Source organism: Providencia xihuensis, assembly GCF_041953405.1.
GTDB classification, from domain to species: Bacteria; Pseudomonadota; Gammaproteobacteria; order Enterobacterales; family Enterobacteriaceae; genus Providencia; species Providencia vermicola.
The window spans coordinates 1,755,404-1,771,005 of record NZ_CP169565.1; the positions used below are offsets into that span (position 1 = coordinate 1,755,404).

Here is a 15,602-nt window from a genome sequence, read left to right on the forward strand (position 1 = left end):
ATTGAGTGGGGAAACTGTATTTTCTCACTCATAAACAGATTATTGATAATTAATTATACGTATATTTCACTTCCTATTTATAAAATATCCCGCATTCCCACTGTTTTAGCCCCTGATAGTTTTTTCCGTTTTGTCTGATAGGTCTTTTGATCACATTCTGTTAAATTATGTTGATGAATGAAACAAATATCTATCGTTTTCATTTATGCATAATCTAAAGCCATTCTAAATGCATAATGGGTTTTAACTTCCTGTTAATACCTTAAAAAAAAGAATATTTCTAACTAATTAAAGGGCGGGCGGTAATGAAACAACAATCTAGTTGGGCTTCATTGGCGGGTCTAAAAACGAAAAAACGCTATATTGCAATCGCATTAGCATCGGTCGTGGCATTATCTGGTTGTGATGACACCGCGAAAGAGCCAACCACAAAAGAAAACAATGTTGCATCGTCGACAGAAAATCAAACCAAAACGGCACCCGTTGCGGAGCAAAAAAAAACAGCACCAAAACTTTCCACTGAAGAGTTGGTTAAAAAATACGCAGGGAAAGATTTAACGGTACTGGATGCGTCTGAATTGCAGCTTGATGGTGCAAGTGCGATGGTCATTACCTTCTCTGTTCCGCTACAAGCAAATCAAGATTTCGGGCAGTTTGTGAACCTGATTGATGTGAAGTCAGGGAAATTAGATGGTGCTTGGGAACTGTCTGATAATCAAATGGAACTGCGTTTTCGCCATTTACCGCCGTCAAAAGAATTAAACCTTACTATTAATCCAGGTATTAAAGCGGTTAATGAGCGCACTATTTCTGAAACGTTCGATAAAAAGTTCACCACGGCGCAAATCATTCCTACCGTTGGCTTTGCAAGTAAAGGTTCTTTATTACCAAGTAAAGTGGCACAAGGCTTGCCTGTTATTGCGCTGAATGTCGATAAAGTGGATGTGAATTTCTTCCGTGTGGATGAAAAACAGTTACCGCAATTTTTAGCTCAGTGGCAATACCGCAGTAACTACGAGTATTGGTACTCCGAAGAATTTCTTGATAAGGTTGAACTGGCCTATACAGGGCGTTTTGATTTAAATCCAGATAAAAATACCCGCCAGACCATTTTATTGCCACTGAAAGACATCAAAGAACTTCAGCAAGATGGCGTGTACCTTGCAATCATGCAAAAAGCGGGTTCATACAGCTATCAATTCCCTGCGACAGTATTCACTTTAAGTGATATTGGCGTATCGCTGCACAGCTACCAAGACCGTGTGGATATTTTCACTCAGTCATTAGCTAAAGGTTCCGCAATTAAAGGCGTGGAATTGCGTATTTTGGATGAAAAAGGCCAATTAGTGACCAAAGGTACCACTGATGGTGACGGTCATGCGCAATTAGATAAATTGGCTGGCGGCAAGTTGTTACTGGCAACCCATGATGGGCAAACCAGTATGATCGATTTAACACAACCTGCGTTGGACCTTTCTGAATTCGATATTTCAGGGCCTGAAGGTTTTGCAAAACAATTCTTTACCTTTGGCCCTCGTGATTTGTATCGTCCTGGTGAATTATTGCTAGTAAATGGTTTGCTGCGTGATGGTGATGGTAACCCTGTTAAATCTCAGCCTGTTAAAGTTGACATCTTGAAAACCGATGGGCAAGTGGTGCGCAGCTTTGTTTGGCAACCTGAGGAAAACCAAAATGGGTTATATCAATACCAATTTGAAATTCCAAAAAATGCCGAAACTGGTGGCTGGTCATTACGCTTTGATTTAGGGGATGGCTCACCTCAGCGTTACTATAAGTTCAATGTTGAAGATTTTATGCCAGAACGCATGGCATTAGAAATTGTTGGCAGTGATGTGCCGCGTTTAACCACTCAGTCTGTTGATTTTGATATTCAAGGTCGTTATTTGTATGGTGCACCAGCGGCGAGCAATGAGCTGCAAGGGCAAATACTCCTGAAAGCGAACCGTGAAGCTGTCGCAAAATTGCCAGGTTTTGAATTTGGTGCCGTCAATGAAGAAGGCTTACCACGTAAGTTGGATGAATTTGACCTAACACTCGATAGCAATGGTGAAACGGTTATTTCTATCCCAAATAGCAATTGGAGTTCGACTCGTTCACCAATTTCTGCGGTTTTACAGGCCAGCTTATTAGAAGCGGGTGGTCGCCCTGTGACGCGCCGTGCGGAACAAGCGATTTGGCCAGCGGAAAAACTGGTGGGTATTCGCCCATTATTCGCGAAAAAAGAAATCTATGATTATCGCACCGACCGTTATGTGAAACGCCATAATGTGGACGAAAATTCACTGGCGGAGTTCGAATTAGTTATGGCGGATGCGGCGGGTAATAAACTAGCTGCTGACAACTTAACCGTGCGTTTAGTGTATGAGCGCCGCGATTATTACTGGAGTTGGTCTGAAAGTGGTGGTTGGTCATCCAATTATGACCAAAAAGATTTAGTGATGGCGAATGAAAATATCGCGATTGCAAAAGACGGTACTGCCAAAGTCTCGTTCCCTGTGGATTGGGGCGCGTTTCGCATTGAAGTGCTGAATCCAGAAAACCAGTTAGTCTCTAGCCTGCAATTCTGGGCGGGCTATTCATGGCAAGATAACACTGGCGGCAGCGGTTCTGTGCGCCCTGACCAAGTGAAATTAAGCCTGAACAAACCCGCTTATTTACCAGGTGAAAAGGCGAAAGTTCGCATTGAATCACCAAAAGCAGGTAAAGGTTACGTTCTACTTGAATCGAGCAATGGCCCTCTATGGTGGGAAGAGATAGATGTGCCTGAAAAAGGCTTAGACGTTGAAGTGCCTGTGAATAAAGAGTGGGCACGTCATGATTTATATATTTCAGCTGTTGTCGTTCGCCCAGGTGATGACTCGAAAGAAGCCACCGTTAAACGTGCTGTAGGTGTGCTGCATCTGCCGATTGCGGATGAAAACCGTAAAATTGCTTTAGCGTTAACGTCGCCAGATAAAATGCGCCCGAACCAAGACTTAACGGTGAAGATTAAAGCGACAGCGCAAGATGGCAAGCCACTTCCTGAAAAAGTGAATGTGCTGTTATCTGCGGTGGATACGGGTGTACTGAATATCACCGATTTCAAAACGCCAGACCCATACGACGCATTCTTTGGTCGTAAGCGTTACAGTGTTGATCAATATGACGTTTATGGTCATCTGATTGAAGGGCAAGGTAAAGTTGCGAACCTGCGTTTTGGTGGTGATAGTGAAGAGGCTGCGCTGGAACGGGGTGGCATGAAGCCACTGACAGAAGTGCAGATTATCGCTGAGCAAGCCAAGCCTGTCACATTGGATAAAAATGGGGAAGGGGAAGTCTCCCTCGCAATCCCTGATTTTAATGGTGAACTGCGTGTGATGGCACAAGCGTGGAATGAAAAAGATTTCGGCCATGCAGATAGCAAAGTGATTGTTGCCGCACCGTTAGTGACGCAAATGTCGATGCCACGTTTTATGGCGGGTGGTGATAAATCCTATTTCGCCCTCGACCTGACTAACATGACAGACAACACGCAAAACCTGACCGTGAATTTCAAAGCGTCAGGCATGGTGAAGTTGGATGGTGTGACGAGCCGTGAATTAGCGCTTCCAAAAGGTAAGCGCACGACAATCAATTTACCTGTCAAAGCTGACTATGGCTTTGGTCAAGGTGAAGTGTCGATGACCATTAATGGCATGAAGATTGACGGGGAAGCGAACAAAGATTACAGCAACAGCTGGAAAGTGGGCGTGCGTCCTGCTCAACCTGCGGAAACTGTAGCGTTTGCAACCGCAATTGAACCAGGTACAGTGTGGTCATTACCAACGAATCAAATAGCGGCATTGAACCCTGAAACTCTGGAAGGGCAAGTGCTGTTAACTAGCCGTCCACCGTTAGATATTTCTCGTTATATTCGCGAGCTATTTGCGTATCCGTACGGTTGTCTTGAGCAAACTATCAGTGGTCTGTATCCGTCATTGTTCTCCACACAAGCGGAGCTGAACAAGTTAGGGATTAAAACGCAAACAGATGCGGATCGCCATAAAGCGATTGAAATTGGTATTCCACACCTGTTAAGCATGCAACGCGGCGATGGTGGCTTCTCTTTATGGGATAGAAACGGCCGTGAAGAATACTGGTTAACGGCTTATGCCGCAGATTTCTTAAACAAAGCGAATCAACGTGGCTTCACTGTTCCGCAAGATGCACTGAGCAACGCCAATACGCGTCTGTTAAGTTACTTGCAAGATGGTAATCAAATCAATTACCCATACACTGACAACCAGCCGGCTGCACGTTTTGCGACACAGGCGTATGCAGGTTTAGTGTTAGCATCACAGCAAAAAGCACCATTAGGGGCATTGCGCCAACTGTATAGCCAAAGTAACAATGCAATCAGCGGGTTACCATTGGTTCAGTTAGGGGTGGCATTAAATCTGATGGGGGATAAATCCCGTGGTGAAAGTGCGATTATTGAGGGCTTGAAAAAACAACGTACTGGTTATAACTATATTGGTGATTACGGCTCAACCATTCGTGATGATGCGATGATCATTGCGTTATTAAATGAATATAATTTGATGCCGAAATCCCGTGACCAAAAACTGCAAACGCTGTCAAATAACCTGACTTCGCAACGTTATTTCTCAACTCAAGAAAGCAATGCATTGTTCTTAGCAGGGCGTTTCTACTTGAATGAGTCTGAAGCGCCTTGGAAAGCGTTAATTAACGGGCAAGAACCGCCGATGATTTCGGACAAACCTGTTAGTGAGTTCTTAAGTAAAGGCCAAATTCAAAACGGCTATAGCATTGAAAACAGTGGCACAAACACATTGTATACGCGCCTGAATGTGGTGGGTTATCCACAACGTTCACCGAAACCAATGTCGAATGTACTAGGGATTCAACGCAGTTACTTTGATATGAAAGGTAACCGTATTTCACTGGATAGATTAAGAAGCGGTGAAATGGTGGTGGTGAAACTGGAAGTTCAAGCATCGCAAAGCGTGCCAGATGCACTAGTCGTAGATTTGCTGCCTGCGGGCTTAGAGTTGGAAAACCAAAACTTAGCCAATAGCAGCGCGAATTTAAGTGAATCAGCACCGAATTTGCAAGAACTGATTGATGACATGCAACAATCACAAATTCGTCATATGGAATACCGTGACGATCGCTTTGTGGCTGCCGTTGAGGTTCAGCAGTATCGCCCAACAACCTTGGTTTACTTAGCGCGTGCCGTGACACCAGGTGTGTATAGCATCCCTGTCCCACAAGTTGAGTCAATGTATGTCCCTGATTGGCGTGCAACTGGCTACTCAGAAGGGCAAGTCGAAATCGTTCGCTAATTATCACCTTAGGCCCTTATGTTGTGGAATATAAGGGCTTTTCTTTACTTCTTTTTCGGTACACCCATCAATGAAAAAATGGTTACGTCGCACAGGCATTACGTTCGTGTCTTTGGTCATTTTGCTACCGTTATTATTTTTAGCAGCAGATAAAATTTGGCCTTTGCCAATCAAACAGATCGAAATGGCACGAACCGTTGTGGCCGCTGATGGCACACCACTGTGGCGTTTTGCGGATAAAGACGGAATTTGGCGTTTTCCTGTCAAAATTGATGAGGTTTCCCCTGATTTTATCGAAGCGCTATTAACTTACGAAGACCGTCATTTTTATCGTCACCCTGGCGTGAACCCATTTTCATTAGTGCGTGCGGCAGGGCAGTTTGTTAGCTCAGGGCGAATTGTATCTGGTGGTAGTACCATTTCCATGCAAGTGGCACGGCTTATCGACCCCCATGAACGTACTCTGGGGGGAAAATTAAAGCAATTGTGGCGAACGGCTCAACTGGAATATCATTATTCGAAAGATGATATTCTCGAAATGTATTTAAACCGTGCGCCTTATGGGGGCACGATAGAAGGTATTGGTGCGGCAAGCTGGGTGTATTTGAATAAATCCCCTGCCAAGCTTACTGCCAGTGAAGCGGCATTATTTGCAGTGCTACCACAAGCACCAAGCCGCTTACGACCAGACCGCTATCCAGAAAGGGCACAAGCGGCGCGAGATAAAGTGCTGGATAGACTTGAAGAATACCAAGTCTGGAGCCACGAAAAAGTGGCGGATATTAAGCAAGAGCAAATTTGGCTCGCACCACGTAAAAACCCACATTCTGCCCCGCTGTTGGCTCGACGAGTGACCAAAGATGCTCAAGAGTCGATCATTGAAACGACCATTGATGCCAGTTTACAGAGTCAACTGGAAGACATGGCAATGAACTGGAAAAACCAACTTCCCAAGCAAACTTCCTTGGGGATTTTAGTGGTCGATCACACTGATATGGCGGTGAAAGCCTATATAGGTTCGATAGATTTCCAAGATAATAGCCGTTTTGGTCATGTAGATATGGTCAGCGCTTGGCGTTCTCCAGGCTCGACATTAAAACCGTTTTTATATGCGCTAGCGATGGATGATGGCCTGATCCACGCTGAATCATTGCTACAGGACGTGCCTAGGCGTTTTAATGATTACCGACCAGGTAACTTTGATAGCGGTTTTAACGGCCCTGTGAGCGTGAGTGATGCGCTGGTGCGCTCATTAAACTTGCCCGTAGTGCAACTATTAGATGTGTATGGCAGCAAACGCTTTACCGCACAATTGCGTAACGTGGGTACTGAATTACGTTTCCCTGTGGGCAGTGAGCCAAATTTGTCGTTGATTTTAGGCGGTACAGCAACGCGGATGGAAGACTTGGTGTCAGCTTATAGTGCGTTTGCACGCAAAGGTAATGTATCGCCGCTGCGTTTTAAACCGACGGATGAAATTCGCGATAGGGCATTGATGTCGCCAGGAGCTGCATGGATTGTCCGTCGTATTATGGGAGGAGAGGCACGTCCAGTTCCAGAGGCTAATTTATCAGGGCAACTGAACTTAGCTTGGAAAACAGGGACAAGTTACGGTTACCGAGATGCATGGGCGATAGGTGTCAATCCGCGATATACCATCGGGGTTTGGGTTGGAAGACCTGATGCCACACCCGTTGCGGGGCAATTAGGCGTTGCAACAGCCATCCCGATTATGAACCAAGTCAATGGCATGTTATTGAGCCGAATTTACCTCTCTCATGAGACGCTACCAAAAGATACTAAGCCCGCAAGTGTTAGCCAAGCGGTGATTTGTTGGCCAGGGGGGACGGCGTTATTAAAAGACGATAACAATTGCCGTCAGCGGCGTTTAAGTTGGGTTTTGGATAATACCATCCCGCCAACATTAATGGCGCGTGATCAAGAGTCATTATTAGGGCTAAGGCAAAAAATTTGGGTCAATGACCAAGGTTTACAAGTAGCAGCAGATTGTCCAAAGGCTCAAGAAAAAGAGGTGCATTTGTGGCCAATTACGGTTGAGTCTTGGTTGCCTTCAAGTGAAAAACGTGAAAATCGTCTACCAAAAGCCGATTTAAGCTGCCCGCCATTGAAATTAGAAATGCCACCGTTATTGATTTCGGGTGTGCGTGATGGGGAAGTTTTACAGCGCTTGCCAGGGAAAACTAGCTTGGATTTACGCTTAGTCACACAAGGTGGGCAAGGGCAGAAATGGTGGTTCTTAAATGGTGAACAAGTGAACTCCACTGAGCAAAATGGCTCTATTTTGCTCACGCTCGAAAAAAGCGGAAATTACCAAATATCTGTTTTAGATTTAAGCGGGCAAGTCACCGCGCTAAACTTTAGAGTTAAGTAACAGAGGAAAAACGTGACTTACCCGAAAAAATAGTGTTTTTTGCTATAAAAACTTTAACAAAATGTTGTTGTGACTGTAGGAAATTGTAATCAGAGCCCCTATAATCAACGCCTTATTTTTCTTTTTCCTAGGTGCGCTGATTTTTAGAGGCAAAAACCCTAATATCCGAATTAGAAATAATATAAAAAACTACAACATGCCCCTATTTTACGTTCTTGCATCCTAACTTACAGGGAAGAGCAAAGAATAAAGGCCTAATAAATCGCTAAGAGGTTATTTATGACTGTTCAACGTACATTTTCTATTATTAAACCAAACGCTGTGAAGAAAAACGTGATTGGTGCTATCTACAACCGTTTCGAAAGCGCGGGCTTCAAAATCATTGCTGCTAAAATGATGCATTTAACGCGTGAACAAGCTGAAGGCTTCTACGCTGAACACAAAGGCCGTCCTTTCTTTGATGGTCTGGTTGAATTCATGACTTCTGGCCCAATCATGCTGCAAGTGTTAGAAGGCGAAAATGCAATTCAACGTCACCGTGACCTGATGGGCGCAACTAATCCAGACAACGCATTAGCGGGTACTTTACGCGCTGACTACGCAGACAGTTTCACAGAGAACGCAACTCACGGTTCAGATTCTGAAGAGTCTGCCGCACGTGAAATCGCGTATTTTTTCACTGCTGATGAAATCTGCCCACGTTAATAAACGTGCATTAGCATTATTGTTGTAAAGTTTGTACAATGCCACGCCCTGCTATAATTTAGCAGGGCGCTTATATTTTTAAGACTACTCAAAATCTACGTCGTGCTGAACTCAGCACTGCCGAAAGTGTAACAACGAGGCAATACACATGTCCGATATGACGACTGATGCACAATGTGCAACATCTTCCGCTATTTCTGTCACACCAGAAAAAACGAATCAAAAAGTTAACTTACTCGATTTAAATCGTAAGCAAATGCGTGAATTTTTCGCACAAATGGGCGAGAAACCGTTCCGTGCCGATCAGGTTATGAAATGGATTTACCACTACTGCTACGATGATTTCGAGCAAATGACGGATATCAACAAAGTCCTTCGTGCCAAGTTACAAGAAGTGGCTGAAATTCGCGCTCCTGAAGTGGCAGATGAACAACGTTCATCGGATGGCACCATCAAATGGGCGATTAAAGTTGGCGATCAACTGGTTGAAACGGTATACATTCCAGAGGCTGATCGTGCAACATTGTGTGTCTCATCCCAAGTGGGTTGTGCGCTGGAATGTAAATTCTGTTCGACAGCGCAACAAGGTTTCAACCGTAATCTGCGTGTTTCCGAAATTATCGGTCAAGTTTGGCGTGCCGCAAAAATTATTGGTTCACTAAAATCCAGTGGACGCCGCCCAATTACAAACGTTGTGATGATGGGAATGGGTGAACCATTACTTAACTTAAACAATGTTGTTCCTGCGATGGAAATCATGTTAGACGATTTTGGTTTTGGTTTATCAAAACGCCGAGTCACGATTTCAACGTCAGGTGTCGTTCCTGCGCTGGATAAACTCGGTGATATGATTGATGTGGCATTGGCGATTTCACTGCATGCACCAACTGATGATATTCGTGATGATATTGTTCCAATTAATAAAAAATACAATATCGAAACCTTCCTCAATAGTGTGAATCGCTACCTGACAAAATCGAATGCGAATGCAGGCCGTGTCACTGTTGAGTATGTGATGCTCGATCACGTGAATGATAGCGTAGAACAAGCGCACCAGTTGGCCGAATGTTTAAAAAACACACCAAGCAAAATTAACTTGATCCCATGGAACCCATTCCCAGGAGCACCATATGGTCGAAGTTCGAACAGTCGTATCGATCGTTTTTCTAAAGTGTTGATGGAATACGGGTTTACGACTATAGTTCGTAAGACTCGTGGTGATGATATCGACGCAGCTTGCGGTCAATTAGCTGGCGATGTGATCGATAGAACCAAGCGAACGTTGAAAAAACGCTTAGCAGGGGAACCTATCCAAGTAAAATCAGTCTGATTTATAGATATTATCCAATAAGTGAGTTAGGTAATGTTTCAAGGCGTTTTTACGTTAGGCAAAACGCCTTTGTTCACCTACAATAGTGAAGCAATAAGATAAATTTAATTGTTGTTTCAGAACTATGATAAATTCTGACGAATAGAGCTTATAAATATTTGCTTTATATTTTTTAACTTGGAAATAGTGTTGCCAGCAAATGACTATCGAAAATAATACCGAACAAACTACAGTCACTGTAGGACAATTATTAGCGCAGGCACGTCAGCGCATGGGGCTAACGCAAGATATTGTTGCAGAACGATTATGCCTTAAAACCAGTACGGTAAAAGAGATAGAAGAAGACATTGCTCCTGCTGGTGTTGAACCCACTTTTTTACGTGGTTATATTCGTTTATATGCGCGGATGGTTGGTGTACCAGAAAGTGATATTAAGGCACTCATGAAAGTGGAAGAGCCTATCCCTCTGGCGAAAGTATCACCAATGCAAAGCTACTCGTTGGGTAAAAAACGCAAAAAACGCGAAGGTTGGTTAATGAAACTGACGTGGTTGATTGTGATTATCTTGATAGCAATGGTAGGTATTTGGTGGTGGCAAGACCACAACGCGCAAAAAGATGAATTAGTCTCGATGGCAAATCAAAGTGATTTGGTTTTGTCTCAACAAGACAACAACACAACACCTGTTGAATTACCGAATCCAATCGATGATCCTTCAATTACAGTGGGAACAGCGGTGTTGGAAAATACGTCAGAAACATTGGCTCCAGAAGGTGCTGTATCAAATAGTGCTTCTGAACAAGCAAACGTGAGAACCATTCCATTACCGAATGCACCTCAATCGACTGTTTCACAAGACCGAACGCAAAATACGCAAACGGAAGAACCTGCACCAGTTAGTAGCAGTGCATTAGTTCTGAATTTTACAGGGCAGTGCTGGTTAGAAGTTCGTGATGCGAATAATAAAATTTTATTCAGTGGCGCTAAAAATAATGGTGATAAACTGGAATTGGATGGCACAGCGCCTTACCGCTTGAATATTGGTGCACCTGCTAATGTCACCGTTCAATTCCAAGGTAATCCCGTTGATTTAAGCCGTTTTATCAAAGCGAAGCGCCCTGCGAAATTCAAGCTGCCAGAAGCTTAAAAAATATTGTAAAGAAGAAGCAAACTATATCCGAAAACATCTTTTTTGATAGGTTATAGTTTGCTTTCTTGTGTATAGTGGAACGCATAGAAGCAATAGTTAACACTATACCACGGTAACAAAGAGCACATGGACGTTCGGAGAATTAAAGAAAAATGCATAACGAATCACCGATAAAAAGACGCAAATCCACCCGTATCAATGTAGGTAGCGTGCCAATAGGCGACGGTGCCCCCATCGCTGTTCAGTCAATGACGAATACCCGCACTACTGATGTCGAAGCCACTGTCCGCCAAATTAAAGCCCTCGAACGTGTAGGTGCTGATATTGTGCGTGTTTCTGTTCCGACGATGGACGCTGCGGAAGCCTTTAAACTGATTAAACAGCAAGTTAACTTGCCATTAGTGGCAGATATTCACTTTGATTATCGCATCGCGTTGAAAGTTGCTGAATATGGCGTGGATTGCTTACGGATTAACCCTGGCAACATCGGTAGTGAAGAACGTATTCGCCAAGTTGTTGATTGTGCTCGTCATTATGGCATTCCTATTCGTATTGGTGTGAATGGCGGTTCATTGGAAAAAGATATTCAAGAAAAATATCGTGAGCCAACGCCTGAAGCGTTAGTCGAATCCGCGATGCGTCATGTTGATATCTTGGATAGACTGAATTTCGATCAGTTTAAAGTCAGCGTTAAAGCCTCCGACGTATTTTTGGCCGTTGGCTCATACCGCTTACTGGCAAATAAAATCGACCAGCCGCTGCATTTAGGGATCACCGAAGCGGGGGGCGCGCGTGCGGGTTCAGTTAAATCCGCGATTGGCCTTGGCATGTTACTGTCAGAAGGAATTGGCGACACCTTGCGTATTTCATTAGCAGCGGATCCTGTCGAAGAAATTAAAGTTGGGTTTGATATCCTAAAATCACTGCGTATTCGTTCTCGTGGCATAAACTTTATTGCTTGTCCAACCTGTTCACGCCAAGAATTTGACGTGATTGGTACGGTGAATGAACTTGAACAGCGTTTAGAAGACCTGATTACACCGATGGATGTCTCGATTATTGGCTGTGTGGTTAATGGCCCAGGTGAGGCTGAAGTGTCAACGTTAGGTGTAGCAGGTGCAAAAACCAAAAGCGGTTTTTATGAAGATGGCAAGCGCCAAAAAGAACGTTTTGATAATGATAAAATTATCGACCAGTTAGAAGCGAAGATTCGTGCTAAAGCTGCCATGATGGACGAAAGTAACCGAATTGAGATTAATTTAAAAAGCTAAATTTGCTCATGTCATTTCAAGCTACACAGTTATCTGTTGTAGCTTGAAATTTTTAGTGCACAATTCAAATTATTATCTGTGTTTGCAGTTGAAATTGGTCAAGTACTGTGCAAATCCACGGATAAATCTCGATTCGTATCAGGATTTGCTGTTTGTTGATTGAACCTGATGATATTTCGCTCTTATAATCAAACTAATGTCATTCTGAAAATAGAGAAAGAAAGTGGGAAAAAATATCCAAGCCATTCGAGGCATGAATGATTACTTGCCAGCTGATACACGTGTATGGCAGAAAATCGAAGCAACATTAAAAAATATTTTACAGGGTTATGGTTTTAGTGAAATACGTACCCCGATTGTAGAGCAGACCCCGCTATTTCGCAGAGCGATTGGTGAAGTGACGGATGTTGTTGAAAAAGAAATGTATACCTTCAATGACCGTAACGAAGAAAGTCTGACATTACGCCCTGAAAATACCGCTGGCTGCGTCCGTGCGGGTATTGAGCATGGCCTGCTGTACAATCAGGAACAGCGTTTATGGTATTTAGGACCAATGTTTCGCTATGAGCGCCCACAAAAAGGCCGTTACCGTCAATTTCACCAATTAGGTGCAGAAGTGTTTGGCTTAGCAGGGCCAGATATCGATGCTGAAGTCATTTTAATGACCGCGCGCTGGTGGAAAGCACTCGGGATTAGCGAGCATGTCACCCTAGAACTGAACTCTATTGGTTCTTTAGAGGCGCGTGCCAATTACCGTGAAGCACTCGTTGCATTCTTAGAACAGCACAAAGATAAATTGGATGAAGATTGTAAACGCCGTATGTATACCAATCCATTACGCGTTTTAGATTCCAAAAATCAAGATATTCAAGCTTTATTGAATGATGCACCGGAACTGTTTGACTACCTTGATGTCGAATCACGTGAGCACTTTGATGGCTTATGCAAATTATTGGATAATGCGGGGGTTAAATATCGCGTTAACCAGCGTTTAGTCCGTGGTCTTGACTACTATAATCGCACCGTTTTTGAGTGGGTAACGACAGCGTTAGGCTCACAAGGTACTGTGTGTGCGGGTGGTCGTTATGATGGCTTAGTTGAACAACTGGGTGGTCGTGGAACACCTGCGGTTGGCTTTGCGATGGGCATGGAGCGCATGGTGTTATTAGTTCAGGAAGTGAACCCTGAATTTACGGCAGACACTTCAGTTGCTGATGTCTATTTGGCCTCTTTTGGCGATAACAGCCAACAAGCTGCGCTGCTGGTTGCAGAAAAAGTACGTGACGAATTACCTACACTGCGGTTAATGACTAACCACGGTGGTGGAAACTTCAAGAAACAGTTAGCAAGAGCCGACAAACAAGGCGCAAAAATTGCCCTGATCTTGGGGGAAGATGAAATTAATCATAGCCAAGTTACCCTAAAAGATTTACGGACTGGCGCGCAAGAAACTATTTCACAGCAACTAATGGCATCACGTATCACTGAGCTATTAGGTTAAGGAGAGACAAGTGGAAGTCTATACAAACGAAAATGATCAAGTTGACGCGATTAAACGCTTTTTCGCGAATTATGGCGCGCCATTAGTCATTGGTCTCGTCATTGGTGTGGGTGGGGTCTTCGGTTGGAACTATTGGCAGTCTCATAAAGTCAATGTCCTGCAAGAAAGCGCGCAGAAATATGAAACCATCAACACCCAATTACGCTCAGGTTCAGAGCAAGGTGTGATTGCTGCACAAAAATTTGCAGCTGAAACGGATGATGTTTACAGTGCCATGATGGGGCTGGAACTCGCACAAATCGCTGTCGATAAAGGTGATTTAGCGAACGCTCAAACGGCATTAAGCAATGCTCTGGCTAAAGCGAAAACGGTTGAAATGCAAGATCTTATCAACTTGCGCTTAGCGCGTGTACAGCTTGCACAAGGTAATGCTGATGCGGCAATTGCTTCTGTCGCTAACATTAAAGGTAAGTCATGGCAAGCAACGGCACAGGATGTCCGTGGTGATGCTCTGCTCCATAAGGGCGATAAAGCAGGCGCGAAAGCTGCTTACGCACAGGGGTTAGAAAGTGAAGGTTCTCAATCTCTTAGAGGTATTTTGACTCTGAAATTGAACAACGTATCTAATTCATAAGAAGAAAGGAAACGACAAACATGCAGTTGCGCAAAACTCTTTTGATAGGCCTAGTCGCTTCAGCTTTACTTGCCGGTTGTTCCAGCGAAACTGATTCTATCATTATGGCGCCACTTCCACAGGTTGAGAATCAATTCACTCCATCAATTGTTTGGGATAAATCTGTTGGTAATGGTGTTGAACAATTTTACTCTGAATTAGCGCCAGCTTGGGATGGTTCAGCCGTCTACGCGGCTGATCGTAAAGGTTTAGTAAAAGCACTTGAGCTCGATAGTGGCAAAGAAATTTGGTCTGTTGATCTCTCAAAGCGTACAGGCTTCCTTTCTGCTAATTTGTCTGCGCTACTGTCTGGTGGTTTAACTATCGATGGTGACAAAATCTTTATTGGTACCGAACGTGGCACTGTGATTGCGTTGAACAAAGAAGATGGCCAAGTTGTTTGGGATGTAGAAGTTGCTGGTGAAGCGTTATCTAAGCCAACCGTTAGCAACGACTTAGTGATGATTCACACCAGTAATGGCCAGTTGCAGGCGCTAGATGTAAACAGCGGTGAAATTAAATGGACCGTGAATATGGATACGCCATCACTGTCTTTACGTGGTGAATCAGCGCCAGCAGTGGCCTTTGGCGCCGCAATTGTGGGTGGTGATAACGGTCGTGTCAGTGCTGTGTTATTATCTCAAGGCCAGCTGATTTGGCAGCAACGTATTTCACAAGTGACCAGCTCAACTGAAATCGGTCGTTTGAATGATGTGGACATGTCGCCAATCATTGATGATGGTAAAGTGTATGCAATTGCCTATAACGGCACATTAGCTGCGTTAGATATGCGCTCTGGCCAAATTCTGTGGAAACGCGAATTAGGTTCTGTGAATAACATGGTTTTATCGGGTGAAAACTTATATCTGGTAGACCAAAATGATCGTGTATTATCTGTGCGTAAAAGTGATGGCGTGACTCTGTGGACGCAAGAAGAGCTGCTAAACCGTGGGTTATCTGCACCAGAAATGTATAATGGCTACCTCGTTGTTGGTGATAAAGAAGGTTATTTACACTGGTTAGATATGAACACTGGCGGCTTTGTTGCACAAAACAAATTGAATAGCTCTGGTATTCATGCTCGACCTGTTGTGGCGAGTGATAAGCTGATGGTTCAGGCGAAAAACGGAACAGTTTATCTGTTAACGCGTTAATTTCCTGACAAACCGCCATTTTACCGATAAAATAAACGGTTCCTGATAACAGGAGCCGTTTCGTTTTTTTGTTTTCTGAGT

General features: G+C 43.9%; 9 protein-coding genes. All 9 read left to right on the top strand.

The window, feature by feature from the left end:
• Positions 1–305: 305 nt before the first annotated feature.
• Complete coding sequence (locus ACE2AL_RS07765; protein WP_272681049.1) at positions 306–5,345, top strand: alpha-2-macroglobulin; 5,040 nt, start codon at positions 306–308, stop codon at positions 5,343–5,345.
• 70 nt (positions 5,346–5,415) lie between these two features.
• Positions 5,416–7,737 (top strand): peptidoglycan glycosyltransferase PbpC, encoded by a 2,322-nt coding sequence (gene pbpC, locus ACE2AL_RS07770; RefSeq protein ID WP_206082454.1) that lies wholly within the window; start codon positions 5,416–5,418, stop codon positions 7,735–7,737.
• Positions 7,738–8,016: 279 nt separating this feature from the next.
• On the top strand, positions 8,017–8,442 hold the full coding sequence (gene ndk / locus ACE2AL_RS07775) for a nucleoside-diphosphate kinase (RefSeq protein ID WP_206082453.1): 426 nt from the start codon (positions 8,017–8,019) through the stop codon (positions 8,440–8,442).
• Positions 8,443–8,590: 148 nt separating this feature from the next.
• Positions 8,591–9,772: a bifunctional tRNA (adenosine(37)-C2)-methyltransferase TrmG/ribosomal RNA large subunit methyltransferase RlmN gene (locus ACE2AL_RS07780; RefSeq protein ID WP_206082452.1), complete on the top strand. Its 1,182-nt coding sequence runs from the start codon at positions 8,591–8,593 to the stop codon at positions 9,770–9,772.
• A gap of 199 nt (positions 9,773–9,971) precedes the next feature.
• Complete coding sequence (rodZ, locus tag ACE2AL_RS07785) at positions 9,972–10,919, top strand: cytoskeleton protein RodZ (protein WP_206082451.1); 948 nt, start codon at positions 9,972–9,974, stop codon at positions 10,917–10,919.
• A gap of 155 nt (positions 10,920–11,074) precedes the next feature.
• On the top strand, positions 11,075–12,193 hold the full coding sequence (gene ispG, locus ACE2AL_RS07790) for a flavodoxin-dependent (E)-4-hydroxy-3-methylbut-2-enyl-diphosphate synthase (RefSeq protein ID WP_206082450.1): 1,119 nt from the start codon (positions 11,075–11,077) through the stop codon (positions 12,191–12,193).
• Positions 12,194–12,416: 223 nt separating this feature from the next.
• Positions 12,417–13,694, top strand: coding sequence for a histidine--tRNA ligase (hisS, locus tag ACE2AL_RS07795; RefSeq protein ID WP_206082449.1), 1,278 nt, complete (start codon positions 12,417–12,419; stop codon positions 13,692–13,694).
• A gap of 10 nt (positions 13,695–13,704) precedes the next feature.
• On the top strand, positions 13,705–14,328 hold the full coding sequence (locus tag ACE2AL_RS07800) for a tetratricopeptide repeat protein (protein WP_225819008.1): 624 nt from the start codon (positions 13,705–13,707) through the stop codon (positions 14,326–14,328).
• A gap of 20 nt (positions 14,329–14,348) precedes the next feature.
• Positions 14,349–15,521: an outer membrane protein assembly factor BamB gene (gene bamB, locus ACE2AL_RS07805; protein ID WP_206082447.1), complete on the top strand. Its 1,173-nt coding sequence runs from the start codon at positions 14,349–14,351 to the stop codon at positions 15,519–15,521.
• The last annotated feature ends 81 nt before the right edge of the window (positions 15,522–15,602 follow it).